This is a genomic window from Variovorax sp. GW821-FHT09A10 (genome assembly GCF_059418385.1).
On sequence record NZ_JBWKPT010000004.1, the window covers coordinates 271,081 to 293,204 of the forward strand.

At 68.2% G+C, this 22,124-nt stretch carries 25 protein-coding genes; 14 read left to right on the top strand and 11 right to left on the bottom strand.

Annotated features, from left to right (window positions below):
• The first annotated feature begins 121 nt into the window (after window positions 1-121).
• Genes AC07Q9_RS17915 through AC07Q9_RS17925 form a run of 3 tightly spaced genes read left to right on the top strand, consistent with a single transcriptional unit; the run spans window position 122 to window position 2,423 of the window.
• Window positions 122-430, top strand: coding sequence for a DUF3649 domain-containing protein (locus AC07Q9_RS17915; RefSeq protein WP_495311057.1), 309 nt, complete (start codon window positions 122-124; stop codon window positions 428-430).
• Window positions 427-2,076: a PepSY-associated TM helix domain-containing protein gene (locus AC07Q9_RS17920; RefSeq protein WP_495311059.1), complete on the top strand. Its 1,650-nt coding sequence runs from the start codon at window positions 427-429 to the stop codon at window positions 2,074-2,076. Before AC07Q9_RS17915 ends, AC07Q9_RS17920 begins: the two co-directional genes overlap by 4 nt.
• Window positions 2,076-2,423 carry a DUF3325 domain-containing protein gene (locus AC07Q9_RS17925; protein WP_489060503.1) on the top strand — a complete coding sequence of 116 codons (348 nt, stop codon included), beginning with the start codon at window positions 2,076-2,078 and terminating at the stop codon, window positions 2,421-2,423. The genes AC07Q9_RS17920 and AC07Q9_RS17925 overlap by 1 nt, the downstream gene beginning before the upstream one ends.
• A gap of 7 nt (window positions 2,424-2,430) precedes the next feature.
• On the opposite strand, the gene AC07Q9_RS17930 is transcribed toward AC07Q9_RS17925, so the two are convergent.
• The 4 genes from AC07Q9_RS17930 to speD are packed head-to-tail and all read right to left on the bottom strand — an operon-like array spanning window position 2,431 to window position 5,905.
• Entirely contained in the window at window positions 2,431-3,822 is a 1,392-nt protein-coding gene (locus AC07Q9_RS17930; protein WP_495311063.1) for an aminopeptidase P N-terminal domain-containing protein, read from the bottom strand.
• A gap of 6 nt (window positions 3,823-3,828) precedes the next feature.
• Entirely contained in the window at window positions 3,829-4,776 is a 948-nt protein-coding gene (locus AC07Q9_RS17935; RefSeq protein WP_495311067.1) for a hypothetical protein, read from the bottom strand.
• Complete coding sequence (locus AC07Q9_RS17940) at window positions 4,773-5,501, bottom strand: nucleotidyltransferase family protein (RefSeq protein ID WP_495311068.1); 729 nt, start codon at window positions 5,499-5,501, stop codon at window positions 4,773-4,775. The genes AC07Q9_RS17935 and AC07Q9_RS17940 overlap by 4 nt, the downstream gene beginning before the upstream one ends.
• A gap of 14 nt (window positions 5,502-5,515) precedes the next feature.
• Window positions 5,516-5,905 carry an adenosylmethionine decarboxylase gene (gene speD, locus AC07Q9_RS17945; RefSeq protein ID WP_489060511.1) on the bottom strand — a complete coding sequence of 130 codons (390 nt, stop codon included), beginning with the start codon at window positions 5,903-5,905 and terminating at the stop codon, window positions 5,516-5,518.
• Between the two features lie 149 nt (window positions 5,906-6,054).
• Here speD and AC07Q9_RS17950 point away from each other — a divergent pair, with 149 nt between their 5' ends.
• The 3 genes from AC07Q9_RS17950 (at window position 6,055) to AC07Q9_RS17960 (ending at window position 9,936) form a co-directional block, all read left to right on the top strand.
• Entirely contained in the window at window positions 6,055-8,160 is a 2,106-nt protein-coding gene (locus AC07Q9_RS17950) for a transketolase family protein (protein ID WP_495311069.1), read from the top strand.
• Between the two features lie 63 nt (window positions 8,161-8,223).
• Window positions 8,224-9,225 carry a type I glyceraldehyde-3-phosphate dehydrogenase gene (gap, locus tag AC07Q9_RS17955; RefSeq protein WP_056575024.1) on the top strand — a complete coding sequence of 334 codons (1,002 nt, stop codon included), beginning with the start codon at window positions 8,224-8,226 and terminating at the stop codon, window positions 9,223-9,225.
• Between the two features lie 111 nt (window positions 9,226-9,336).
• Window positions 9,337-9,936 carry a hypothetical protein gene (locus tag AC07Q9_RS17960; RefSeq protein WP_495311071.1) on the top strand — a complete coding sequence of 200 codons (600 nt, stop codon included), beginning with the start codon at window positions 9,337-9,339 and terminating at the stop codon, window positions 9,934-9,936.
• Window positions 9,937-9,954: 18 nt separating this feature from the next.
• On the opposite strand, the gene AC07Q9_RS17965 is transcribed toward AC07Q9_RS17960, so the two are convergent.
• From AC07Q9_RS17965 to AC07Q9_RS17975, 3 genes are all read right to left on the bottom strand, one after another.
• The gene (locus AC07Q9_RS17965; protein ID WP_495311073.1) at window positions 9,955-10,551 is read right to left on the bottom strand and encodes a hypothetical protein; all 597 of its coding nucleotides are present in this window, start codon (window positions 10,549-10,551) and stop codon (window positions 9,955-9,957) included.
• A 15-nt stretch (window positions 10,552-10,566) separates the two neighbouring features.
• Window positions 10,567-11,157, bottom strand: a complete 591-nt coding sequence (locus AC07Q9_RS17970) for a hypothetical protein (RefSeq protein WP_495302527.1) — start codon at window positions 11,155-11,157, stop codon at window positions 10,567-10,569.
• A 94-nt stretch (window positions 11,158-11,251) separates the two neighbouring features.
• A complete protein-coding gene (locus AC07Q9_RS17975) occupies window positions 11,252-11,560 on the bottom strand; it encodes a putative quinol monooxygenase (RefSeq protein ID WP_489060518.1) in 309 nt (102 codons plus the stop codon).
• Window positions 11,561-11,783: 223 nt separating this feature from the next.
• Here AC07Q9_RS17975 and AC07Q9_RS17980 point away from each other — a divergent pair, with 223 nt between their 5' ends.
• Window positions 11,784-12,074 carry a YciI family protein gene (locus tag AC07Q9_RS17980; RefSeq protein WP_062473524.1) on the top strand — a complete coding sequence of 97 codons (291 nt, stop codon included), beginning with the start codon at window positions 11,784-11,786 and terminating at the stop codon, window positions 12,072-12,074.
• Between the two features lie 24 nt (window positions 12,075-12,098).
• Here AC07Q9_RS17980 and AC07Q9_RS17985 read toward each other — a convergent pair whose 3' ends face one another.
• Both AC07Q9_RS17985 and AC07Q9_RS17990 read right to left on the bottom strand, forming a co-directional pair.
• A complete protein-coding gene (locus AC07Q9_RS17985) occupies window positions 12,099-13,181 on the bottom strand; it encodes a pirin family protein (protein WP_495311076.1) in 1,083 nt (360 codons plus the stop codon).
• 146 nt (window positions 13,182-13,327) lie between these two features.
• On the bottom strand, window positions 13,328-13,744 hold the full coding sequence (locus AC07Q9_RS17990; protein ID WP_489060522.1) for a VOC family protein: 417 nt from the start codon (window positions 13,742-13,744) through the stop codon (window positions 13,328-13,330).
• Window positions 13,745-13,907: 163 nt separating this feature from the next.
• Here AC07Q9_RS17990 and AC07Q9_RS17995 point away from each other — a divergent pair, with 163 nt between their 5' ends.
• Window positions 13,908-15,485: a CYTH and CHAD domain-containing protein gene (locus AC07Q9_RS17995; protein ID WP_495311081.1), complete on the top strand. Its 1,578-nt coding sequence runs from the start codon at window positions 13,908-13,910 to the stop codon at window positions 15,483-15,485.
• A gap of 67 nt (window positions 15,486-15,552) precedes the next feature.
• Here the strand turns inward: AC07Q9_RS17995 and AC07Q9_RS18000 are convergent, their stop codons facing one another.
• Window positions 15,553-16,029, bottom strand: a complete 477-nt coding sequence (locus tag AC07Q9_RS18000; RefSeq protein WP_101490752.1) for an FKBP-type peptidyl-prolyl cis-trans isomerase — start codon at window positions 16,027-16,029, stop codon at window positions 15,553-15,555.
• 158 nt (window positions 16,030-16,187) lie between these two features.
• Here AC07Q9_RS18000 and AC07Q9_RS18005 point away from each other — a divergent pair, with 158 nt between their 5' ends.
• Both AC07Q9_RS18005 and AC07Q9_RS18010 read left to right on the top strand, forming a co-directional pair.
• A complete protein-coding gene (locus AC07Q9_RS18005; protein ID WP_495311084.1) occupies window positions 16,188-16,880 on the top strand; it encodes a DUF433 domain-containing protein in 693 nt (230 codons plus the stop codon).
• Window positions 16,877-17,293: a PIN-like domain-containing protein gene (locus AC07Q9_RS18010; protein WP_495311417.1), complete on the top strand. Its 417-nt coding sequence runs from the start codon at window positions 16,877-16,879 to the stop codon at window positions 17,291-17,293. The genes AC07Q9_RS18005 and AC07Q9_RS18010 overlap by 4 nt, the downstream gene beginning before the upstream one ends.
• Here the strand turns inward: AC07Q9_RS18010 and AC07Q9_RS18015 are convergent.
• A complete protein-coding gene (locus AC07Q9_RS18015) occupies window positions 17,283-18,221 on the bottom strand; it encodes a LysR family transcriptional regulator (RefSeq protein WP_495311086.1) in 939 nt (312 codons plus the stop codon). The two genes, AC07Q9_RS18010 and AC07Q9_RS18015, sit on opposite strands and share 11 nt — an antisense overlap.
• A gap of 140 nt (window positions 18,222-18,361) precedes the next feature.
• Here AC07Q9_RS18015 and AC07Q9_RS18020 point away from each other — a divergent pair, with 140 nt between their 5' ends.
• The 4 genes from AC07Q9_RS18020 (at window position 18,362) to AC07Q9_RS18035 (ending at window position 22,120) form a co-directional block, all read left to right on the top strand.
• Window positions 18,362-18,955, top strand: coding sequence for an NADPH-dependent FMN reductase (locus AC07Q9_RS18020; RefSeq protein ID WP_307695289.1), 594 nt, complete (start codon window positions 18,362-18,364; stop codon window positions 18,953-18,955).
• Window positions 18,952-19,806: a pirin family protein gene (locus tag AC07Q9_RS18025; RefSeq protein WP_495311089.1), complete on the top strand. Its 855-nt coding sequence runs from the start codon at window positions 18,952-18,954 to the stop codon at window positions 19,804-19,806. The genes AC07Q9_RS18020 and AC07Q9_RS18025 overlap by 4 nt, the downstream gene beginning before the upstream one ends.
• 94 nt (window positions 19,807-19,900) lie before the next feature.
• Window positions 19,901-21,106 (top strand): M20 aminoacylase family protein, encoded by a 1,206-nt coding sequence (locus AC07Q9_RS18030; RefSeq protein WP_495311091.1) that lies wholly within the window; start codon window positions 19,901-19,903, stop codon window positions 21,104-21,106.
• Window positions 21,107-21,145: 39 nt separating this feature from the next.
• On the top strand, window positions 21,146-22,120 hold the full coding sequence (locus AC07Q9_RS18035) for a tripartite tricarboxylate transporter substrate-binding protein (RefSeq protein ID WP_495311092.1): 975 nt from the start codon (window positions 21,146-21,148) through the stop codon (window positions 22,118-22,120).
• The last annotated feature ends 4 nt before the right edge of the window (window positions 22,121-22,124 follow it).

A 22,124-nucleotide genomic window follows, 5' to 3' on the forward strand; every position in this document is an offset into this window, starting at 1 on the left:
TCGGGATGGGCGGGGGGCGAGAAAAACCGAGAAGATGAGTATGATTCTCATTCTCCAGGTTTCTCCTCTCCCTCTGTCCCATGAATTTCCGAACGACCTTGCACGTCGTCCGGCGCCCGTCGTGAGCGCCGACGTCCGTTACCGGATGAGCGTGGCGTCGCGGGCCGTCGCCGCCATCGCGGGCGGTTACGGCGTCGCCGCGCTGTCGGCCGCCGTGCTCGCGCTGGGCCTGCCCGCTCTCTTCGGCATGGCGCGCAGCGAAGCCGCGCTGACCGGCACGCTGGCCTCCTTCCTCGTCTACGCCGTGGCCGTGATGTGGGTCTTCGCGGCCCGCTCGGCGTGGCGTGCCTGGATCGGCCTTGCCATCGCGGCGGCGCCGCAGGGCCTGCTGTTGCTGCTGTGGACCCAGGGTGGCGGAGGTGCCGCATGAAGGAAGGATTCCGTCAGTCGATGGCCTGGCTGCACACCTGGTCGGGCCTGCTGGTCGGCTGGGTGCTCTTCATGGTGTTCGCGGCCGGCACGGCCTCGTACTTCAAGGACGAGATCACCTTCTGGATGAAGCCGGAGCTGCACGCCATCTCGCACGGCACCGTGACCCAGCCGGTCGCGGCCGAGAACGCGGTGGCGTACCTGGAGCGCAACGCGGGCCATGCGGCGCGCTGGTTCATCACGCTGCCGACCGCGCGCGAGCCGTCGGTCGGCGTGCTGTGGATCAAGCCGCCGCCGCCGGCCGGTTCGCCACCGGTGGAGCGGCGCCGCGGCTTCGACCGCGCCGCGCTCGACCCGGCCACGGGCCAGGCGATCACCGCGCCGCGCGAGACGCGCGGCGGCGAGTTCTTCTACCGCCTGCACTTCGACCTGCACTACATGCCCGCGATCTGGGCGCGCTGGATCGTCGGCTTCTGCGCGATGTTCATGCTCGTGGCGATCGTCAGCGGCATCGTCACGCACAAGCGCATCTTCAAGGACTTCTTCACCTTCCGTCCGAAGAAGGGCCAGCGCAGCTGGCTCGACGCGCACAACGTCACCGCCGTGCTTGCGCTGCCGTACCACGCCATGATCACCTACACCGGGCTGGTCACGCTGATGTTCATGTACATGCCGTGGGGCCCGCAGGTGGCCTACAAGGCGCACGGCGGCACCGACACCTTCTTCGCCGAAGCCATTCCGGGCGGCTTGCGCACGCAGATCAAGCCCTCGGGCACGAAGGCGGCGCTGGCACCCCTCGGGCCCATGGTGGCGCAGGCCACGGCCCACTGGGGCGGCGCGCCCGTGGGCCGCATCCTGGTGCACCAGCCCAACGACGCCAACGCCGTGGTCTCGCTCGCGCGGGCCGAGGGCCGGCACCTGTCGTACGAACAGCCCTCCATGCAGTTCAACGGCACGACCGGTGCGCTCATCGGCACCTTCGGCGACGTGCCCAAGGCCGCGGCCGAAACGCGCGGCGTGCTCTACGGCCTGCACATCGGCCGCTTTGCCGATCCGCTGCTGCGCGCGTTGTTCTTCGTCTCGGGCCTTGCGGGCTGCCTGATGGTGGCCACGGGCCTCTTGCTGTGGGCCGTGAAGGAGCGCCAGAAATACGCCAAGACCCTCAAGCAGGGCGGTCGCATCGGCTTCGGCCTGCGGCTGGTCGACGGACTGAACCTCGGCGCGATCGCGGGCCTGCCCGTGGCGATGGCCGCCTTCTTCTGGGCCAACCGCCTGCTGCCGGTCGACGTGGCCGGCCGCAACGAGGCCGAGATCCGCTGGTTCTTCATCGTCTGGGGGGCCACCGCCGTGCTGGGCCTGCTGCGCCCGACCCTGCGCATGTGGCAGGCGCAGCTCGCGCTCGGCGCGCTGCTGTTCGCATTGCTGCCGGTGCTCAATGCCTTCACCGGCCCCGCGCCGCTCACGGTCAGCCTGCGCAGCGGCCCGAGTTCGGTGGCGGGCTTCGACCTCGTGGCGATCGCGCTCGGCCTCGGGCTCGCGGGCGCGACCTGGCTGGTGGAGCGCAAGCGCCGCAAGGCGCTGGCCGCGCCGAAGAAGGCCGTCAAGCCGCCGCCGACCGAGCTCGCTGCGTCGGGCCAGGGGTCGTGATGCCGCTGCTCGGTTTGGTGTTCGCGGCCTCGCTGGCCGGCTTCTGCGCGCTGAGCCTCGCGATGGACCGCCACAGCGAAGACGTCTTCGGCCGCGGCCACACGCCGGGCGCCTGGCGCCGATGGCTGCAGCTCGGGGGCACGGCGCTGCTGTGCCTGTCGCTGTGGGCCAGCCTGGAGGCGGCGGGCGGGTCGGTGGGATGGGTGTTGTGGCTCGGGGCGCTGACTGCGGCGGCGCTGGCGACGGTCGGGCTGTTGAGCGGGTTGCCGCATCGCTTTCCGCGCATCGCCGCGGGCGCGGCAGTGCTCGCGATCGGGCAGGCGCTGTTCTGCGCGCTGCCCGCCTGATTCGCGCTCAGGCGCGCATCAATGCCTCGATCTCATCCGCCTTCACCGGCACCCCCCGCGAAATCAGTTCGCAGCCCGTGGCCGTGACGATCGCGTCGTCCTCGATGCGGATGCCGATGTTGTGGAACTGCTCCGGCACGCCTTCGCCGGGCCGCACGTAGATGCCGGGTTCCAGCGTCAGCACCATGCCCGGGTGCAGGATGCGGCTCGGACGGTTCTTGATGAGTTCGTTGGACAGCGGGTCCTTGCGTTCGCTCACCTCGCCCACCTGCGTGGGTTCGACATAGCTGCCGCAGTCGTGCACGTCCATGCCCAGCCAGTGGCCGGTGCGGTGCATGTAGAACTGGAAGTAGGCGCGCGAGTCGATCACGTCGTCGACGCCGCCGACCTTGTTGCCGTCGAGCAGGCCCAGGTCGAGCATGCCCTGCGCGAGCACCTTCACGGCCGCGTCGTGCGGGTCGTTGAAGCGGTTGCCGGCCTTGGTGGCGGCGGCCGAGGCGTCCTGGCTGGCCAGCACCAGGTCGTACAGCGCGCGCTGCGGGCCGCTGAACTTGCCGTCGGCCGGGAAGGTGCGGGTGATGTCGCTGGCGTAGCCGTCGAGCTCGCAGCCGGCGTCGATCAGCACCAGCTCGCCCTTGCGCACGGGCGCGGCGTCGGCGCGGTAGTGCAGCACGCAGGCGTTGGCACCGGCCGCGACGATGGAACCGTAGGCCGGGTACTGCGAACCGCCCAGGCGGAACTCGTGCAGCAGTTCGGCGTCGAGGTGGTACTCGCGCACATCCTTGCCCTCGCGCAGCATGCGCGCCGACAGCTGCATCGCGCGGATGTGGGCGCGGGCGCTGATCTGCGCGGCGCGGCGCATGATGTCCTGCTCGTGCGCGTCCTTCACGAGGCGCATCTCGTCGAGCGGGCCGCACAGGTCGCGCTGCTCCTCGGGGCACAGCGCGCCGTAGCGCACGCGCGCGCGCACCGACTGCAGCCAGCCGTCGATGCGGGTTTCCAGTCCCTTGTGGGTGGCGAAGGGGAACCACACGGTGGAGCGGTTCTCGAGCAGCTTCGGCAATTTCGCGTCGAGGTCGTTGACCGAGAAGGCCTCGTCCACGCCCAGCGCGGCGGGGGCGGCGTCGGGGCCGAGGCGGTAGCCGTCCCAGATCTCGCGTTCCAGGTCTTTCGGTGCGCAGAACAGCGTGGCGCGGCCGTCGCCCGCCAGCACCAGCCAGGCGTTGGGCTCGGTGAAGCCGGTCAGGTAGTAGAAGTAGCTGTCGTGGCGAAACAGGAAGTCGCTGTCGCGGTTGCGCTGGCGCTCGGGCGCGGTGGGGACGATGGCGATGCCGTCCTTGCCCAGTTGCGAAGCGAGGCGCGCGCGGCGCTCGGCGTAGATCGTGGTGTCATTGAGCATGGGATTTCACTTTCGATACGGTGCAAGTCCGGGGTCCGCGGGTACCAGATGCCGCCATGGGAACACATCCTGCGCAAAGTGGCTGACGTAGCCGCCGATCGTTGACTGGATGACCATGAATTGCAGCCCCTGCCGCACGCCCTGCAGCTGCTGCAGCTGGGCCAGGTCGAGGCAGGTGTTGCGCAGCCTCAGCACGCGCAGCTGTGCGCCCACGGGGCTGTGCAGCAAGGCTTCGTAGTCTTCGAAGGCCGTGATGCCGCCGGGTGCCCGGTCGGCCGGCCACGCCATCTGCTGCTCGGTGGACTCGGAAAAGTCCAGCAGCCTGAGGCCCGGCAGCTGCGTTGCGGCGGCGAGGTGGCGGATGAAGTGCTGCGTGGCGAAATGGGCGCCGACGCACAGGCTGGTCAGTTGCGGCAGCGGCACGGCGAAGAAGTCGGCGTTCGGCGCGTTCGGCACCGTCAGTTCGCTCAGGTGCGGCGTCTTGCGCACCCAGCGCGCGATGTCGCCGCCTTCCTCGAGGATGCCGTCGCTGGTGCAGACGAGCGACTGGTTGTGGTCTTCCGGTTGCGTCGGCTTGATGAACAGCGAGCGCAGGCGGGGAAACATCACCGCGCTCTCGAGCAGCGGCGTGAACATCCACTCACGCGAGCCGTTCGCCCCGCTGTCGGGGCCGCTGAACGACAGCGAGGTGATGCAATCGGCCACGTCCTGCCGGCTCAGGCAGGCCAGGGTTTCGTCGAAGGCGTCGCCCCAGGTGTCGCCGAAGTACTCGACGTGCCAGCCCTGGCGCATGGGCGCGAGGCTCAGGCGCGTGAAGTCGCTCACGTAGAGCGGCACGGTCAGCGGGTCTTCGGGCGCGCCGTCATTGCGTTCGGCGGCGGTGGCCAGGGCCAGGTCCTGCAGGCGCTGCGGCAGCAGGCGCAGGGCGTCGGGCAACGGTGCGAGCGTTGTCATGCGCCCGCTGCCGGCGCGACCCCGGCGTTGAGTTGCTGCAGGCGCTGCGGCGTGCCCACGTCGGTCCAGTCGCCGGTGTAGAGCTCGGCGCTCACCTGCCTGTGGTCCATGGCGGCGCGCAGGATCGGCGCCAGCGGGGCCTTGACGCCGCCCGGGTTGCCGGCCGGGATGCCGCTGTACGGCGGCGCGAACAGCGCGGCGCTGTACAGGCCGATGGTCGAGAAGGTGTACTTTTTGGCCGCCTGGTTCAGCGCGAGCCCGTCGGCCGAGAGGCCGAAGTCGCCCTTGAGGTTGTGCGCCGGGTTCGGCACCAGCCACAGGTGGGCGAGCTTGCCGCTGGCCAGGAAGCGGTCGACCGCTTCCTGGGTGAAGCGGAAACCGGGCGCGAAGACGTCGCCGGCAGCGACCCAGAACACCTCGCCCAGCAGCGGCAGCGCGCGCACGATGCCGCCCGCCGTTTCGAGCGCGCCGCCGAAGTCGCGGCCCTCGTCGGAATACGAAATGGACAGCGCGCCATGCCCCGCCAGCACAGGGTTCGCGCCGAACCGGGCGGCGACCTGCGCGCCCAGCCAGTCGGTGTTGACCACCAGCTCGGTGAAGCCGCCAACGGCCAGCGCTTCCATCGGCCACTGCATCAGCGGCTTGCCGCGCACTTCGAGCAGGGGCTTGGGCGTGGTGTCGGTCAGCGGCCGCATGCGTTCGCCGCGGCCGGCGGCCAGGATCATCGCGCGCACCGCCATCACCGCACCGACCCGGCCACACGGCCACGTTGCAGTTCGTTGCGTTCGCTGTGGCGGGGCTGGAACAGCGCCACCAGGCAGGCCATCAACGCATGCGCCTTCGCCGAGTGGTCGGCGCCGAAGTTGCAGACGTACACATCGAGCGTCACGCCGCGCTGCTCGGGCCAGGTGTGGATGCACAGGTGCGATTCGGCCAGCAGCAGCGTGGCCGTCACGCCGCCCGGCCCCTGCGGCGTGGCCGGAAAACTGTGGACCAATTTGCCCACGGCCTGCAGCCCGGCGGCCGTCACGGCTTTGGTGCAGACCTCGCCGAGCGCGCGCCCGTCGGTGAGCCATTGGAGGCCGCATTGGCAGTCGTGGAGATCGGCGGTGAGGTGCAGCCCTTGCATGGGGGGCAACTCTAGCAGCCGGGCCTGCGACACAAGAGAGCATCAGCGGGGTGTTGGCCCTGTATCGAGGCCGGGCGCGGCTCGCCCGGTAAAATCTCGGGTTCTCCCGTATCCCCCACCCACCCTTTTCCCCCGAAAGCCCACTGCCCATGGCAAACCAAGCCCTGATGGCCAACGCGATCCGCGCGCTGGCAATGGATGCCGTTCAACAAGCCAATTCCGGACATCCGGGCGCACCGATGGGCATGGCCGACATGGCCGTCGCCCTGTGGGGCGAGCACCTGCGCTACAACCCCGCCAACCCGCACTGGTTCGACCGCGACCGCTTCGTGCTGTCCAACGGCCACGCCTCGATGCTGATCTACGCGGTGCTGCACCTCACGGGCTACGACCTGCCCCTGGCCGAGATCAAGAACTTCCGCCAGCTGCACAGCAAGACCGCCGGCCACCCCGAAGTCGACGTCACCCCCGGCGTCGAGACCACCACCGGCCCGCTGGGCCAGGGCATCACCAATGCCGTGGGCTTTGCGCTGGCCGAGAAGCTGCTGGCCGCCGAGTTCAACCGCAAGGACCTGGCCATCGTCGACCACCACACCTACGCCTTCCTGGGCGACGGTTGCATGATGGAAGGCATCAGCCACGAAGCCTGCGCCCTGGCCGGCGCCTGGCACCTGAACAAGCTGATCGCCCTGTACGACGACAACGGCATCAGCATCGACGGCCAGGTCAAGCCCTGGTTCATCGACAACACCGAAGAGCGCTTCAAGGGCTACGGCTGGAACGTCGTCGGCCCCATCGACGGCAACGACGCCAAGGAAGTGGCCAAGGCCATCGCCAAGGCCAAGAAGGAAGCCACCAAGCCCACGCTGATCGTCTGCAAGACCACCATCGGCAAGGGCAGCCCGAACCGCGCCGGCACCGCCAAGGCGCACGGCGAGGCGCTGGGCGCCGAAGAAATCAAGCTCACGCGCGAAGCCATCGGCTGGCCCTACCCCGCCTTCGAAATCCCGGCCGAGGTGTACGCCGACTGGGACCACAAGGCCGAAGGCGCCAAGACCGAAGCCGCCTGGAACGACACCTTCGCCGCCTACACGGCCGCGTACCCCGAACTCGCCGCCGAGTTCACGCGCCGCATGAAGGGCGAGCTGCCCAAGAACTTCCACCAGGTCGCCTTCGACACCGTGGTCGCCGCCCACACCAAGGGCGAAACCGTGGCCAGCCGCAAGGCCAGCCAGCTCGCGCTCGAGGCCTTCACGGCCGCGCTGCCCGAAATGCTCGGCGGCAGCGCCGACCTCACGGGTTCCAACCTCACCAACACCAAGAGCACCGCCGCGCTGCGCTTCGACGCCAAGACCGGCGCCGTCGTGCTGAACGCGCCCGCCGCACCGGCGGTGCCCCAGGGCGGCGAGGACGAAGCCGCGCAGGGCGATGCCGTCGAGCCGCCGCACGGCGAGATCGGCCGCCACATCAACTACGGCGTGCGCGAATTCGGCATGGCCGCCATCATGAACGGCGTGGCGCTGCACGGCGGCTACATCCCCTACGGCGGCACCTTCCTCACCTTCAGCGACTACAGCCGCAACGCCATCCGCATGGCCGCGCTCATGAAGCGCCGCGTGGTGCACGTGTTCACGCACGACTCCATCGGCCTGGGTGAAGACGGCCCGACGCACCAGTCGATCGAGCACGCCGCCTCGCTGCGCCTCATTCCCAACCTGGACGTCTGGCGTCCGGGCGACACGGCCGAAACCGCCGTGGCCTGGGCTGTCGCACTGCAGAACGCCACGCGCCCGACCGCCCTGCTGCTGAGCCGCCAGAACATCGCCTACGCCGCCAAGAGCGACCTGGGCGACATCAGCCGCGGCGCCTACGTGCTGTCCGAGCCCGAGAACGTCGGCCTCAAGAACAAGAAGACGGCGGCGGTCATCATCGCCACCGGCTCCGAAGTGCAGCTCGCGCTGGCCGCCCAGAAGCTGCTGGCCGACAAGAAGATCGCCGTGCGCGTGGTGTCGATGCCCTCGACCACCACCTTCGACCGCCAGGACCTGGCCTACAAGAAGGCCGTGCTGCCCAAGAAGATCCCGCGCGTCGCGGTCGAAATGGGCTGCACCGACGGCTGGTGGAAGTACGGCTGCGCGGCCGTGGTCGGCATCGACAGCTACGGCGAGTCGGCCCCCGCGCCCGTGCTGTTCAAGCACTTCGGTTTCACGGCGGAGAACGTGGCCGCCACCGTGGAAGCGGCCCTGCGCGACTGAGCGTCGCGCGGTTCGTCCTCTTCCCGTCCGATCAAAAGTTTTTCAACCTTAGGAGCAAGTCAGATGGCTATCAAACTCGGTATCAACGGCTTCGGCCGCATCGGTCGCAACGTGCTGCGCGCAGCCGTGCAGAACTTCAAGAACGACATCGAAATCGTTGCCATCAACGACTTGCTCGAGCCGGAATACCTGGCTTACATGCTCCAGTACGACTCGGTGCATGGCCGCTTCAAGGGTGAAGTGACGGTCGAAGGCAACACGCTGATCGTCAACGGCAAGAAGATCCGCCTCACGCAAGAGCGCGACCCGTCGCAGCTCAAGTGGAACGAAGTCGGCGCCGACATCGTGCTCGAGTCGACCGGCCTGTTCCTCACCAAGGAAACCGCGCAGAAGCACATCGACGCAGGCGCCAAGAAGGTGATCCTGTCGGCCCCCTCGAAGGACGACACCCCCATGTTCGTCTACGGCGTGAACGACAAGAAGTACGCCGGCGAAGCCATCATCAGCAACGCCAGCTGCACCACCAACTGCCTGGCCCCGCTGGCCAAGGTGCTGAACGACAAGTGGGGCATCAAGCGCGGCCTGATGACCACCGTGCACGCCGCCACCGCCACGCAGAAGACCGTGGACGGCCCGAGCAACAAGGACTGGCGCGGCGGCCGCGGCATCCTGGAAAACATCATTCCCTCGAGCACCGGCGCTGCCAAGGCCGTGGGCGTGGTGATCCCCGAGCTCAACAAGAAGCTCACCGGCATGAGCTTCCGCGTGCCGACCTCCGACGTGTCGGTGGTCGACCTGACCGTCGAACTCGTCAAGGACGCCACCTACGCCGAGATCTGCGCCGAAATGAAGGCACAGAGCGAAGGCGCGCTGAAGGGCGTGCTGGGCTACACCGAAGACAAGGTCGTCGCCACCGACTTCCGCGGCGACCCGCGCACCTCGATCTTCGACGCCGAAGCCGGCATTGCGCTGGACGGCACGTTCGTGAAGCTCGTGAGCTGGTACGACAACGAATGGGGCTACTCGAACAAGTGCCTCGAGATGGTGAAGGTCGTGTCGAAGTAAGACGGCAGACACCAACAAAAACGCGCCTTCGGGCGCGTTTTTTATTGGCGGCGCGAGGTGCGCTCCTGCGCCTCCTAGAATCAAATAACAATTCATTACGAGGAGAAGCATGTGATTGCAAGACTGGCTGGTATCTGCGCGGGTGCCCTGTTGATCGTGGGCTGCGCTCACCGGGCGGAAGTCGGGAGCACATCGGCGGCCTACGAAGTCCGCCGTGACCGAGTCCAGTCGAGCAAGGCGTATGTCGCCGTGTCGAGCGATCTGGCGACGCTCGAGAAAACCGTCAAGCCGGGCCACATCTGCGGCGCGCACAGCTTCCCGGTGGCATTGGGTGCGGCCGTCAAGACGTCCATCGTGCGCACCGTCTCGGCGGCGCATTCGTCGGTGGTACCGGTTTCCACAGCCTCGGAAGCGAGCAACGACGGCGTGCTCTACACCTTTGCCCTCGATGACTTCAATCCCCGCCTGCGGTTCCAACCGGGCTTCTTCGTTCCCACCGCGGATGCGAGCGTCGAGATTTCCATCAAGACCACGGCGGTCTCCGCCGACGGCCGGGAACTCGCGACGACCACGGTGCGCGGTTTTGGCCAGGAGTCGGTCGATGGCCAATGCCCGGTGGGTGCAGAGGCCCTTGGGAAAGCCACTGAAAAGGCGATCCGGGTTTCACTGGAAAACTTCGTGGGGCGGGTGATCAACCAGCGTCTGGACTAACGCTCGGGTGCGAACCGTTCAGCGCAGCTTCTCGTTGCGCCGAATCTCGCTGCTGAGCTGCGCCGTCATCCGCGTGGCCGCGCGCCGTGCGGCCAGGCCGTAGTCGCCGTTGAACTCGCCGAACTCCGCCGTGCCGTTGCCGACCGCGCGCACGCGCGTGACTTCGGCGCCCGCGGTGTCGGTCACCACGCAGGCGACCTCGGCCGTGAACGCGGTGGGCGGCCAGGTGATCCATGAGGACGAACTCGAATCGGTCTTGATCTGCGGCGTGAACACCAGCGACACGCCCGCCGCCTCGTTCGCCTTGGCATCGCCCGCGGTGCGCAGCACGACGACGTTGCGGTAGACCCCGCGCAGCGCATCGCGGATCGACTTTTCCAGGTCGCGGTACGGGTAGTAGCTCACGCGGTCGCCGCTGCCGCCGGCGGTGGTCACCTGCAGGTCGCGCTGCGCGTCGGTCATCACGTAGGCCACCTTCTTGGGGATGAGGTGGGCGGGCGACCGGGGCGGTGCGGTCTCGGTGATCATCGTGATCGGGTGGGAGCAGCCCGCCAGCAGCACGGCGGTTGCCAGTGCTGCGGCCAGTCGGGGCGTCAGGGAAGAAAGAAGCGACATGGTGTGTCCTCGGCCTTACTGCGCAGACGGCGCGATGGCCGCGACGAATTGCGGATCGGCATACACCTGCCGCAGCAGCGCCCGCACCAGCCGCGGATACGCGGCCTGTCCGGCGGGCACGGCCACGATATTGGCGTAGCTCGAATCGAAGGCGATCTCGCCGCGGTAGGTCTTGCGCAGCGTCTGCGCGGCGTTGCGCGTGACGGTGACTTCGACGTCCATGCGGCCCGAGCCGTTGACCACGCCCAGGTCGAGCTCGTTGACGAGGATGCGCGCCGCGATGCGGGTCGGCGCCTTGGGGTCGTAGACCGAGATCTCGCCCAGGTCGCGCATCAGCGCGTCTTCGAGGTACTGGGCGAAGGTGCCGCTGGGCGACACCAGCCTGGCGCGGCGCAGCCGCAGGGTGTTGAGGGCGTCATTGGGGTCCGTGGGCTGCACCTTGCCCACCGCGACCTTGCCGGGGTTGTGGGCCTCGAGCCGGTCGAGCGCCTCGTAGTCAGCGGCATAGGGCGGTGCGCCGAGCTGTGCGCAGCCGGTGGCCAGTGCCGCCAGCAGGAGCGCGCCAGTGCGCCAGCGCAGACCCTGCGGTCTGGAGACGATCGCCATGTCTTGAACTCCCTCGTCCGAGATGTCTTCTTCTCCCCGGCGCGAGGGTAGCAGGCATCGCGCCGCGCGCGAAGACAGCGGCGGCGCGGCCGGCTCAGATCGGCTCGAGCACGTGGATGCGCTTGCTTTCGGTGAACTCCCTGGTCTGGGCGCTGAAGGCCGCCATGTGCGGCGCGACCCCGTGGGCCTGCAGGGCCGGGAGCGAGGCCCACTTCTCGATGACCACGAAGGTGTCGGGCCCGAAGCTGGCCTTCGACGGCGGAATGCCCTGTGCGTCGATCGTGGCCCCGTACTCGATGCAGCCCTCTTCGGCGAGCACGGCGGCGCGGTTGGCCTTGAAGGCTTCGAGCAGAAGGGCGCGCTGGCCGGGCTTGGCGGTGATGACGGCAACGACTTGGATCATGGAACAGGGTCTCCGTTGAAGTGAGGTGGTGATGCGGTGAAGGGAACGACCGAATCTACGAGATCGCGCACGGTCGCGCAGGTCCGGTGGGCGACAAGGCGCCAGCCGGCCGGCGCATGCACACGCCGCATGCGAGAGTTACCGGCGAGACACACACTCGCCCCGCCGCTGTCGCGCCGAGGTCATAGGATCGGGTCATCTTCCGCATCGACCTGCCGTTGCCATGTTCATCGTCACCCTGACCTACATCCGCCCGCTCGAGGAACTCGACGCTCTGATGGATGCGCATGTCACCTGGCTCAAGAAGCACTACGCCAGCGGCCTGTTCGTGGCTTCGGGGCGCCAGGTGCCGCGCAAGGGCGGCGTGATCCTCGCGCGCTCGGGCGACCGCGAGGGGCTCGAGGCGGTGCTCGCGCGCGACCCCTTCGTGCAGGGCGGCGTCGCGCGCACCGACGTGATCGAGTTCATCCCCAGCATGACCGCGCTGAGCGTCGAGGTGCTGCGCGGCTACTGAGGGCCGCGCGGCCGGGCCCGCGGATCAGGCCCCCGGCACTTCCTCTCGCCCGTCCGGGTGCCGCGCAAAGCGCGCAGCCTCGGCGCCATGCACCGGCGCCGGGTCGGCCCAGGGCCAGCCACCGAACTGCGTGCGACGGTAGTCGGCCATCGTCTGGGCGATCTCGGCCTGCGTGTTCATCACGAACGGGCCGTACTGCGCCACCGGCTCGCCGATCGGGCGGCCCTGCAGCAGCAGGAACTCGCCGTCGCCCTCGGGGCCGTTGCACAGTTCCACGGCCGCGTCGGCGCGCAACTCGATGGCCGCCGGTCCGTCCACGCGCCGGCCCGCCACCTGCGCGGTGGCGCCCTTGAAGAAATACAGCATGCGTCGCGTGCCCTCGCCCGTGGCGGGCGGCAGCGTCCAGCGCGCGCCGGGCGTCAAGCGCAGCGTCCAGATCGCCAGGTCGGCGCCGGCCTGCGCGGCCCATGAATCGGGCGGCGGTGCGAGCGGATCAATGGCCGCCTGGGCTTGTGCGTCATCGGCGCCGAAGCGCCCGGCGATCACCGCCACTTCGGTGCGACCACCCTGTGCGTCGTCCGAGGCGAAGCGCGGAATCGCCTCCGACCAGAACATCGTGAAGTGCGGCTCGGCCATCTTGTTCCTGGCCGGCAGGTTGAGCCAGATCTGGAACAGCTCCAGCGGATTCGGCGCGCCGGCGTCCAGCAGCGGGAACATCTCCGAATGCACGATGCCCTTGCCGGCCGTGAGCCACTGCACGTCGCCGCCGCCGAAGCGCGCCGTGGCGCCCAGCGAGTCGGAATGGTCGACCAGGCCCTTGCGCACGATGGTCACCGTCTCGAAGCCGCGGTGCGGGTGCGACGGAAAGCCCGGCACCGTCTCGCCGTGGTACATGCTCCAGCCGTCCTTGCGGCTGAAGTCCTGGCCGATCTGGCGGCCGGCCAGCGAGGCCTCGGGGCCCATGCGGCCGTTGGCCTTCGGGTACGCGTCGTCGTGGTAGACGCAGAACAGGAACGGGTCGAGGGTCTGCCACGGGAAGCCGAGTGGCTGGACCTGGACGATGGGAGACGGGCTGCTGCTCTTGCTGTTGTCGTTGCTGTCGGACATGTCGGGACTCCTGGGTGGGGTGGGCACGGCCGCCATGCGGGCCGTGCCTGAACCAGGAATATCGGGGCGCCGCCGCCTTTCGGTAGGTGCCTTCCGCGCAACGATCAAGAGCGCATATGGAACGATGGGCATCGTCCGCCCCGGTGTCACTGCCCCGGCATCACGGCGTTCGGGTCCATGTAGACCAGTTCCCAGATGTGGCCGTCCAGGTCCAGGAAGCCGTGGCCGTACATGAAGCCGTAGTCCTTCGGCTCGCGCGGCGTCGTGCCGCCGGCGGCCACGGCCTTGGCGACCAGTTCGTCGACCTCGGCGCGGCTCTCGCACGACAGGCACACCAGCACTTCGTTCTCCTTGCGGGTGTCCGTGATGCCCTGGCTCGTGAAGGTCTTGAAGTAGTCCTCCATCAGCAGCATCGCGTGGATGCTGCCCTCGTGGATGACCATGCAGGCGGCGTTGGCGTCGGTGAACTGCGCGTTGAAGGTGTAGCCCAGCGCGCCGAAGAACGCCTTGCTCTTGTCGAGGTTCCGAACGGGGAGGTTCACGAAGATCTGCTTGGTGGCCATGGTGTCTTTCCTGTGTCGATGACGGTTGAAGGGGGTGTTTGCCGACGTTTTGTGTACGCCGTCCACAAAAGATAACAAAGAAAATGGACGGTGTCCACATTATTTTTCGATCCACCGGAATCGGCCGGTACCACGTCGCTTTGGGGGAAAAAGAGCGGGCATCATGAACACCATGGAAATCGAGTTCAAGTTCTGCATTCCCCCCGATCGCCTGAAGGCCGTCGAAGCCGCATTGCGGCGCGGCGCCATCATGCGCACGCGCCTCCAGGCCCGCTATTTCGACACCGCCGACCAGCGCCTCGTGGCCGACGGCATGGTGCTGCGCCTGCGCAAGGAGGGCCGGCGCTGGGTGCAGACCGTCAAGGCCGCCGGCGACAACGCGCTGCACCGGCTCGAGCACAACGTCGACCTGGGCACCGGCGCCGCTGCGCCCGCCATCGACCCCGCGCGCCACGCCGGCACGCCCGTCGGCGAGCGGCTGGCCCGCCTGCTGCAGCCGGCCGATGGCGGCGCGGTGCCGCTGGTCGAACGCCAGTCGACCGACATCGTGCGGCTCACGCGCGACCTGCGCGTGAGCGGCCCGGGCGGCGCCGTCGTCGAGATGGCGCTCGACGTCGGCAAGGTCGTCGTGCACGCGGGCACGCCCGCGCAGCGCACCTCGCCCGTGTGCGAGCTGGAGCTCGAACTCAAGAGCGGCGACGTGCAGGGGCTCGTGGCGCTCGCACGGCGCTGGTCGCAGCAGCACGGCCTGTGGTTCAGCACCGTCTCGAAGGCCGAGCGCGGCATGCGCCTGCTGGCCGAACAGGAGACGGTGCCCGCCATCAAGGCCGAAGCGCCGCGCTTCCCCGCTCACAGCCGCGATGGCCGCGCCCTCCAGCAGGCCGTGGTCGCGTCGTGCCTGGACCAGATGCTGCCCAACGCCAGCGAAATCGCCGCGGGCAGCACCGACGAAGAACAGATCCACCAGCTGCGCATCGGCATCCGCCGCCTGCGCACCGCGCTGCGCGAACTGGCGGGGCTCGATGCCGACACGAGCCGCTTCGACGCTGCCGCGTGGGAGCCGCCCTTGGTCGACGCCTTCCGCGCGCTCGGCGAACTGCGCGACCGCGAACAGGTCGTGAAGCTCGCGCAGCCACGGCTGCGTGAAGCGGGCGCGCCGGAGGTCGATCCGCTGGCGGGTGATGCCAGCGATGCGTCTGCCGCGCCGGCATCGACACCCGGCGACATCGTGCGCGCCGCCGCGTTCCAGGACGTGCTGGTGTCGCTGATCGGTTTCACCGCCGCCGCACCCGAGTCGGCGGGCCCGATGCCGCTCGCTGCCGACGCGGCCCTTCAGCTGCTGCGTGAGTGGCTCCAGCGCCTGCATAAACAGGCGGTGCGCGACGGCCGGCGTTTCGAATCGCTCGCCACCGAACGTCAGCACCGCGCGCGCAAGCGGCTCAAGCGCCTGCGCTACCTGGCGGAGTTCGTCGCGCCGTTGTTCGCCGAAGCGGACGGCAGCAAAAAGAAGAAGGACGCAGCCGAGCGCTACCTGAAAGCCCTGCGCCCCGCGCAGGACGCGCTGGGCGCGTTCAACGACGAAGCCGTGGCGCTTGCGCTGTACCGCGAGGTTGCATCGCGCGACCCGCGCGCGTGGTTCGCGGTGGGCTGGTTCAGCGCGCGCCGCGCGGCGGGTGCGAAGGCGTGCCGCAAGGCGCTGGAGAGAATCGGCGAGGCGCCGAGGTTCTGGAAGAAGAACTAAGAAGAAACAACAGACGAAACGAACGCCGGGCCACGCGGCCCTCGGCGTTCGTCACCGACCCGGTCACTCAGTGGTGGTGCCCGTGTGCCCCATGCACATGCCGGTGCTCGATCTCCACCGGCAGCGCCGCGCGCACGTCCGTCACCTGCAGGCTGAACTTCAGCGCCTTGCCGGCCCAGGGGTGGTTGCCGTCGAGCAGCACGACCGGACCCTTGATCTTGGTCACGGTGAACACGTGCTCGGTGCCGTCGTCGAGCCGGCCCTGCAGCTGGCCGCCGACCTTCACGCCGGGCGGGAACTCGGTCTTGGGAATGGTGCGCACCAGCGCCTCGTCGCGCAGGCCAAAGGCGTCTTCGGGCGCGAGGTTCAGCGTGGTCTGGAAACCCTTTTCCTGGCCGTCGAGCGCCTGCTCGATCTTGGGCAGGGTGTTCTCGTAACCGCCATGCAGGTAGGCCATCGGCTCGGGGCTGGCTTCGATGAGCTTGCCCTGGGCGTCGGCGACTTTGTACTTGAGGGTGACGACGGTGTCTTTTTCGATTTTCATGGCGGGCATTTTCCTTTGAACCGTCGACGGCCACTTGCACATTGGCCGCCTTGGATGCGGTGATAGGTATTTCCCGCAATGTCTACTGGGCAGAAAGTCGGAATATCTGTATAAATACACAGTGTTTGGACTGTGCCACCCACTACACTTTCCCCGACATGCCCGCCCCGAACTTGCTCGACACTGGAATCTATTCACTGGGACAAGCCGCGCGCTTGATCGGTGCGGAAACGCGAGCGGTACGGCGTTGGATGCGTGGCCATCGCTGGAAATATGGCGAAGGTCATCGCCACACGGCCCCATTGTGGAAAACGCAATTGGCCGACGCAGATTTCGATGAACCTGCAATTGGTTTTCGCGATTTGATGGAGCTTCGCCTGGTGCGTGCTTTCACCGATGCAGGGGTGAGCCTGCACGTGATCAAAGCTACGATCGAGGCCGCGCGTGAAAGTTGGGACACAGACTATCCGTTGACCACACGTCGTTTCTTGACCGATGGAAGGAAGATCTTCGAATCGGCTGTCGATGACACAGGCGATGAAACGCTGATCGATGTGCGAGCACATCAAATCGTTTTTACCCACGTCATCAAGCCTTCTCTCTATGCCGGGATTGAGTACGACGGGAATGTGGCGCGTTTGTGGCATCCCCCTGGCAACAGAGGCATCGCATTGGACCCCTCGCGTCAGTTCGGTACGCCGATCGTGGTTGGCCCGAGCATTCCGACCGATACCTTGTTCGATGCTTTCATCGCCGAAGGGCGTGATCGAAAAGCGGTGGCGCGACAATTTGAAATCGACCCCAAGCATGTAGATGCTGCCGTTCGATTTGAGGAGCGGCTACGGGCCTGAAGTTCTTTTTTGATGCGAATCTGTCGCCACACTTCGCTCGTGGCATCGCTGGCCTATGCGGTTCGATCAAAGATGAAGTTGAACAAGTCGTGCATCTCACCGACCTCTTCAGATCTGACGCCCAGGACGTGGACTGGATTGGTGAGCTGACCAAAACAGGTCCGTGGTGCATTGTGTCCATCGACCGCTTCAAGAAGCACCACAACGCCGAGCGCGAGGCACTGCGTAAGGGCGGGCACATGGTCTTCGTGCTGGAAAAGCAGTGGAGTGGTCAGCCGTTTTGGACAAAAGCAGAGCGCTTGATCGGGTGGTGGCCGCAAATCGTCACCCAAGCACAGATCCAGGCGGGCGGCATGTTGTCAGTGCCGTTCTCGCATCGGACGGGCGCCAAGTTCAAGCCGATCAAGCTGTAAGCCTTGAGGTAGCCCGCCACACGTCCGGCAACGCCTCCTCCTCCCGCAGCTTCTGCGTCACCACCGCAATGAACGCCGACACCGCCCGCGGCAGGTGCTTGCGGCTCGGGTAGACCACGCTCAGCCCATGCCCGGTGCGCTGGTACTGCGGCAGCACCGGCACCAGCCGCCCGGCCTCCACATCGAGCCGCCCCATGGCCGGTGGCAGCAGCGCGATGCCCAGGCCGGCGATGGCGGCCTTGCGCAGTGCCTGCGCGGTGTTGCCGCTGAAGCGGCCGCCGACCTGCACCTCTTCTTCCTTCCCCTCGGGCCCGGTCAGGCGCCACGTGGTGCGGCCGCTGGCGTGGGCGGGGGTCACGCAGTCGTGATCGGACAGCTCGCCCAGCGTGGCGGGCGTGCCGCGCGCGGCCAGGTAGGCGGGGCTGGCGACGAGGCCGTCGGTGCGCGGGCCGAGCAGCTGGCGGGCGACGTATCCCGAGTCGGCCAGTGCGCCGCCGCGGAAGGCGATGTCGATCTGCTCGGCGATCAGGTCGGCCCTGGCGTCGCTGAGCACGAACTCGACGCGCACCAGCGGGTGCGCCGCCAGGAAGTCGGCCACCCAGGCCATGGGGAAGAAGTCGAAGAAATCGGCCGTGGCCGCCACGCGCACCCGGCCGCTGGGTTCCTGGCTGCCGGTGATGAGCGCCTGCCCGGCTTCGAGCAGCCCGTCGACCGCCTCGGCGCAGCGTTCGTGAAAGGCCTGTCCGGCGCCGGTGAGCGTGAGCTTGCGGGTCGAGCGCTGCAGCAACCGGGTTCCGAGCTGCGCCTCCAGCTGCTGGATGCGCCGGCTCACGGTGTTGGGCGGCAGGCCCAGCCGGCGGCCGGCCTCGGCAAAGCTGCCGTGGCGCACCACCTGCACGAAGACGGCGATGTCGTTGAGGTCGAGCATGGCGGGGTCGATTACTTCTGTTGGTGGACGAGTGCAATCCGACTCTACCGTCTAGTCGATCAATGCGGGCGTGCCTAACCTTCAGTCCATGGCCTTCCCGGCCTTTGACCACCCCCATTTCATTCAGGAGCACGCACCCCATGACCGGACAGCAACAACAACAACCCCGCATCGGCATCGTCATCGGCTCGACCCGCGAGGGCCGTTTCGGCGAGAAGCCCGCGCACTGGATCCACGAGATCGCGAAGCAGCGCACCGACCTCGCCTTCGAGCTGGTCGACCTGCGCGAGCACCCGCTGCCCTTTTTCAACGAAGCCGGCGCGCCCGCCTGGGGCCCGGTGAAGAACGAGGCCGCGCAGCGCTGGCAGGCCAAGCTGGCCACCTTCGACGGGCTGATCATCGTCACGCCCGAGTACAACCACGGCCCGAGCGCGGTGCTGAAGAACGCGATCGACTGGGCCTACAAGGAGTTCATCCGCAAGCCGATCGGTTTCGTGGGCTACGGCGGCGTGGGCGCGGCGCGGGCGGTGGAGCAGCTGCGGCTGGTCGCGGTCGAGATGCAGATGGCGCCGGTGCGCCACGCGGTGCACATCGGCATGGTCGAGTTCCTCGGCATCTGGCAGCAGGGCAAGTCCTTCGACGATTTCCCGCACCTGGCGCAGTCGGCCACGGGCCTGCTCGACGACATGGCGTGGTGGACCCGCGCACTGAAGACCGCCAGGGAGGCTGCATGACCACCGCTGTTGCCACCGACACCCGCGCCATCGTCTACCGCACGCGCGGCGCCAAGCACGGGCCGATCACGCGGCTCATGAGCCCCGGCGACCTGGGCGAGTACCTCAAGCCCTTCGTGTTCCTCGACCTGTTCGGTTTCGACGTCGACGGCGGCCACAAGGGCTTCGGCCTGCACCCGCACTCGGGCATCGCCACGCTGACCTGGCTGATCGAAGGCGACACGCTGTACGAGGACACGACGGGCGAACAAGGCGTGCTGCGCGGCGGCGGCGTCGAGTGGATGCGTGCCGGCAACGGCGTGTGGCACACGGGCGCACCGGCGCCGGGCGTGACGCGCGTGCAGGGCTTCCAGCTCTGGGTAGCGCTGCCGGCCGCTGAAGAAAACGCGCCCGCGCAGAGCATCTACCTCGCGCCCTCGCAGGTGCCGCAGGATGGCCCGGCGCGCGTGCTGCTCGGGCGTTATGGCGCGGCGCAGAGCCCCATTCCGGCGCCCTCGCCGATGAACTACCTGGCCGTGCAGCTCAAGGACGGCGAACGCTGGCGCTACACGCCGCCCGCCGGCCACACGGTGGGCTGGGTCGCGGTGAACGCGGGCCGGCTCGACGCGGGCGACGGCACCGGCGGCCTCATCGGCACGGGCGAGCTCGCGGTGTTCGAAGAGTCCGGTGCGGCCATCGACGTCGTGGCGCAGGGCGACACGGCCTTCGTGCTCGGCTCGGCGGTGCCGCATCCGCACGAGCTGGTGATGGGCCACTACTCGGTCCACACCAGTCGCGCGACGCTCGACCGGGGCGAGGCCGAGATCCGCCGCATCGGCGCGAAGCTGCGCGAGGAAGGCCGGCTCCGCTAGCCTGAACCGCGCGTAAGCCAGCATGCGCCGCGCGGGCGGCTGCGCCAGAATCGTTCGCTTCTGTTTTTCGCGAACGATCCCGCAGCCGCCCGCCATGAATCTTGTCGACGCCTTCGCCGCCCACGCCACCCGTTTCATCGACATCCGGCGCGACATCCACGCGCACCCCGAGCTCGGTTTCGAGGAGCACCGCACCTCCGAGAAGGTCGCGAGCCTGCTCACTGAATGGGGCATCGAGGTGCATCGCGGTATCGCGGGCACGGGCCTCGTCGGCGTGCTGCGCAAGGGCACGGGCAGCCGCACCATCGGCCTGCGCGCCGACATGGACGCGCTGCCGCTGCACGAGGCCAACGCGTTCGCCCACAAGTCGACGAACCCCGGCCGCATGCACGCCTGCGGCCACGACGGCCACACGACGATGCTGCTGGCCGCCGCCTGGCACCTGTCGCAACAAGGTCCTCATGACTTCGACGGCACCGTGCATTTCATCTTCCAGCCCGCCGAAGAGATGGGCAAGGCGGGCGCCAAGAAGATGATCGACGAGGGCCTGTTCGAGCGCTTTCCGTGCGACGCGGTCTTCGGGCTGCACAACTTTCCTGTCGGCGACGTGGGCCGCTTCGCGCTCAACGAAGGCGCGTTGATGGCATCGAGCAACACCTACAAGATCACCGTGCGCGGGCGCGGCACGCACGCCTCGATGCCGCACACCGGCATCGACCCGGTGGCCGCGGTGGTCACGCTGGCGCAGCAGTTGCAGACCATCGTGGCGCGCACCATTCCCAGCACCGAGCGCGCACTGCTGGCGGTCACGCAGCTGCAGGGCTCGGACGCGCCGAACGTGATTCCCGATGTGGCGACGGTGGGCGGCACGATCCGCACCTTTTCCATCGAGGCCATCGACAAGCTCGAGGCGCGGCTGCGCGAAGTGGCGGCCGGCGTGGCGGCGGCGCATGGCTGCACGGCCGAGGTGTACTTCAACCGCTCCTCGCCGCCGACCGTGAACCATCCGGCCGAGGCGCGCTTTGCCGCCGGCGTGATGCGCGAGGTGGTGGGCGACGACATGGTCACCGACAACTTCCCCGCCGTGATGGGCGCCGAAGACTTCGCCCACATGCTGCTCGCGCGGCCCGGCTGCTATGCGTTCCTGGGCAATGGCGACGGCGACCACCGGCTCGATGGCCACGGGCCCGGCCCTTGCATCATCCACAACACCTCGTTCGACTTCAACGACGAGATCATCCCGATCGGTGCCAGCTACTTCGTGAAGCTGGTGCAGCGCTGGCTGCCGTCGGGCACCTGAAAAACAACTTTTTTGTTGACGATGAAAGCGGCCACCTCGATGACTTTTCCCCTGTTCACCCGACGTTCGCTGGCTGCGCTTGCAGCCGCCGTGGCCCTGGGCGGCCTTGGTGCCGCGCACGCACAGCAGCGCGTGATCCACATCATCGTGCCCTTCGGCACGGGCGCCGTGCAGGACACGGTGGCACGCGCCTTCAACAACGAGCTGGGCGTCGCGCTCGGCGGCAGCGCCATCGTCGAGAACCGCGCGGGCGCGGGCGGCACGGTGGGCGCGGCGGTGGTGGCCAAGGCGCCGGCCGACGGCAACACGCTGGTGCTGGCGGCGGCCAGCCACAACATCGCGGGCTTCCTGTACAGCAAGCTGCCCTACGACCCGCTGAAGGACTTCGTCGGCGTGGCCAACGTGGGCAACGCGGGCTACGTGCTGGCGGTGGCCAGCGGCATGAATGTGGCGAGCACGGCCGACTTCATCAAGGAGGTCAAGGCCAACCCCGGCAAGTACAACTACGCCTCGGCCGGCAACGGCAGCGCCACGCACCTGGCGATGGCGTCGTTCCTCGCGAAGGCGGGTCTGCAGATGACGCACATCCCGACCAAGTCGACCGGCGAAGCCGTGAACGAAGTGCTCGCGGGCCGCGTGCAGGCGGTGATCTCGTCGAGCATCGGCGTGATGGGCTTCCAGGACGACGCGCGCATGAAGCTGCTGGCCTCCACGGGCCAGTCGCGCAGCCCCTTCCTGCCGAAGCTGCCGACGGTGGGCGAGAGCGGCCTGCCGGGCTACGCCTTCGATTCGTGGATTGGCCTGCTGGCACCGGCGGGCACGCCGAAGGCCGAGGTCGAGCGCATCAACGCGGCGGCCAACAAGGTGCTGGCCGATCCGGCGATCCAGGAACGCTTCAAGCGCCTGGGCGTGGAGCCGCGCAGCCAGAGCGCCGACGCCTTCCAGAAGCTGCTGCGTGCGGATTGGGATGCGATGGGGGTGGTGGTGAAGGCTTCGGGGGCGAAGGTCGACTGACCTT

Bases quoted from the DNA above. Each gene is read 5' to 3' on its own strand.
- AC07Q9_RS17920 (WP_495311059.1), top strand. From the start codon at position 427: ATGAAGGAAGGATTCCGTCAGTCGATGGCCTGGCTGCACACCTGGTCG.
- AC07Q9_RS17925 (WP_489060503.1), top strand. From the start codon at position 2,076: ATGCCGCTGCTCGGTTTGGTGTTCGCGGCCTCGCTGGCCGGCTTCTGC.
- AC07Q9_RS17930 (WP_495311063.1), bottom strand. From the start codon at position 3,822: ATGCTCAATGACACCACGATCTACGCCGAGCGCCGCGCGCGCCTCGCT.
- AC07Q9_RS17935 (WP_495311067.1), bottom strand. From the start codon at position 4,776: ATGACAACGCTCGCACCGTTGCCCGACGCCCTGCGCCTGCTGCCGCAG.
- AC07Q9_RS17940 (WP_495311068.1), bottom strand. From the start codon at position 5,501: ATGATCCTGGCCGCCGGCCGCGGCGAACGCATGCGGCCGCTGACCGAC.
- speD (WP_489060511.1), bottom strand. From the start codon at position 5,905: ATGCAAGGGCTGCACCTCACCGCCGATCTCCACGACTGCCAATGCGGC.
- AC07Q9_RS17950 (WP_495311069.1), top strand. From the start codon at position 6,055: ATGGCAAACCAAGCCCTGATGGCCAACGCGATCCGCGCGCTGGCAATG.
- gap (WP_056575024.1), top strand. From the start codon at position 8,224: ATGGCTATCAAACTCGGTATCAACGGCTTCGGCCGCATCGGTCGCAAC.
- AC07Q9_RS17965 (WP_495311073.1), bottom strand. From the start codon at position 10,551: ATGTCGCTTCTTTCTTCCCTGACGCCCCGACTGGCCGCAGCACTGGCA.
- AC07Q9_RS17970 (WP_495302527.1), bottom strand. From the start codon at position 11,157: ATGGCGATCGTCTCCAGACCGCAGGGTCTGCGCTGGCGCACTGGCGCG.
- AC07Q9_RS17975 (WP_489060518.1), bottom strand. From the start codon at position 11,560: ATGATCCAAGTCGTTGCCGTCATCACCGCCAAGCCCGGCCAGCGCGCC.
- AC07Q9_RS17980 (WP_062473524.1), top strand. From the start codon at position 11,784: ATGTTCATCGTCACCCTGACCTACATCCGCCCGCTCGAGGAACTCGAC.
- AC07Q9_RS17985 (WP_495311076.1), bottom strand. From the start codon at position 13,181: ATGTCCGACAGCAACGACAACAGCAAGAGCAGCAGCCCGTCTCCCATC.
- AC07Q9_RS17990 (WP_489060522.1), bottom strand. From the start codon at position 13,744: ATGGCCACCAAGCAGATCTTCGTGAACCTCCCCGTTCGGAACCTCGAC.
- AC07Q9_RS17995 (WP_495311081.1), top strand. From the start codon at position 13,908: ATGAACACCATGGAAATCGAGTTCAAGTTCTGCATTCCCCCCGATCGC.
- AC07Q9_RS18000 (WP_101490752.1), bottom strand. From the start codon at position 16,029: ATGAAAATCGAAAAAGACACCGTCGTCACCCTCAAGTACAAAGTCGCC.
- AC07Q9_RS18005 (WP_495311084.1), top strand. From the start codon at position 16,188: ATGCCCGCCCCGAACTTGCTCGACACTGGAATCTATTCACTGGGACAA.
- AC07Q9_RS18015 (WP_495311086.1), bottom strand. From the start codon at position 18,221: ATGCTCGACCTCAACGACATCGCCGTCTTCGTGCAGGTGGTGCGCCAC.
- AC07Q9_RS18020 (WP_307695289.1), top strand. From the start codon at position 18,362: ATGACCGGACAGCAACAACAACAACCCCGCATCGGCATCGTCATCGGC.
- AC07Q9_RS18025 (WP_495311089.1), top strand. From the start codon at position 18,952: ATGACCACCGCTGTTGCCACCGACACCCGCGCCATCGTCTACCGCACG.
- AC07Q9_RS18030 (WP_495311091.1), top strand. From the start codon at position 19,901: ATGAATCTTGTCGACGCCTTCGCCGCCCACGCCACCCGTTTCATCGAC.
- AC07Q9_RS18035 (WP_495311092.1), top strand. From the start codon at position 21,146: ATGACTTTTCCCCTGTTCACCCGACGTTCGCTGGCTGCGCTTGCAGCC.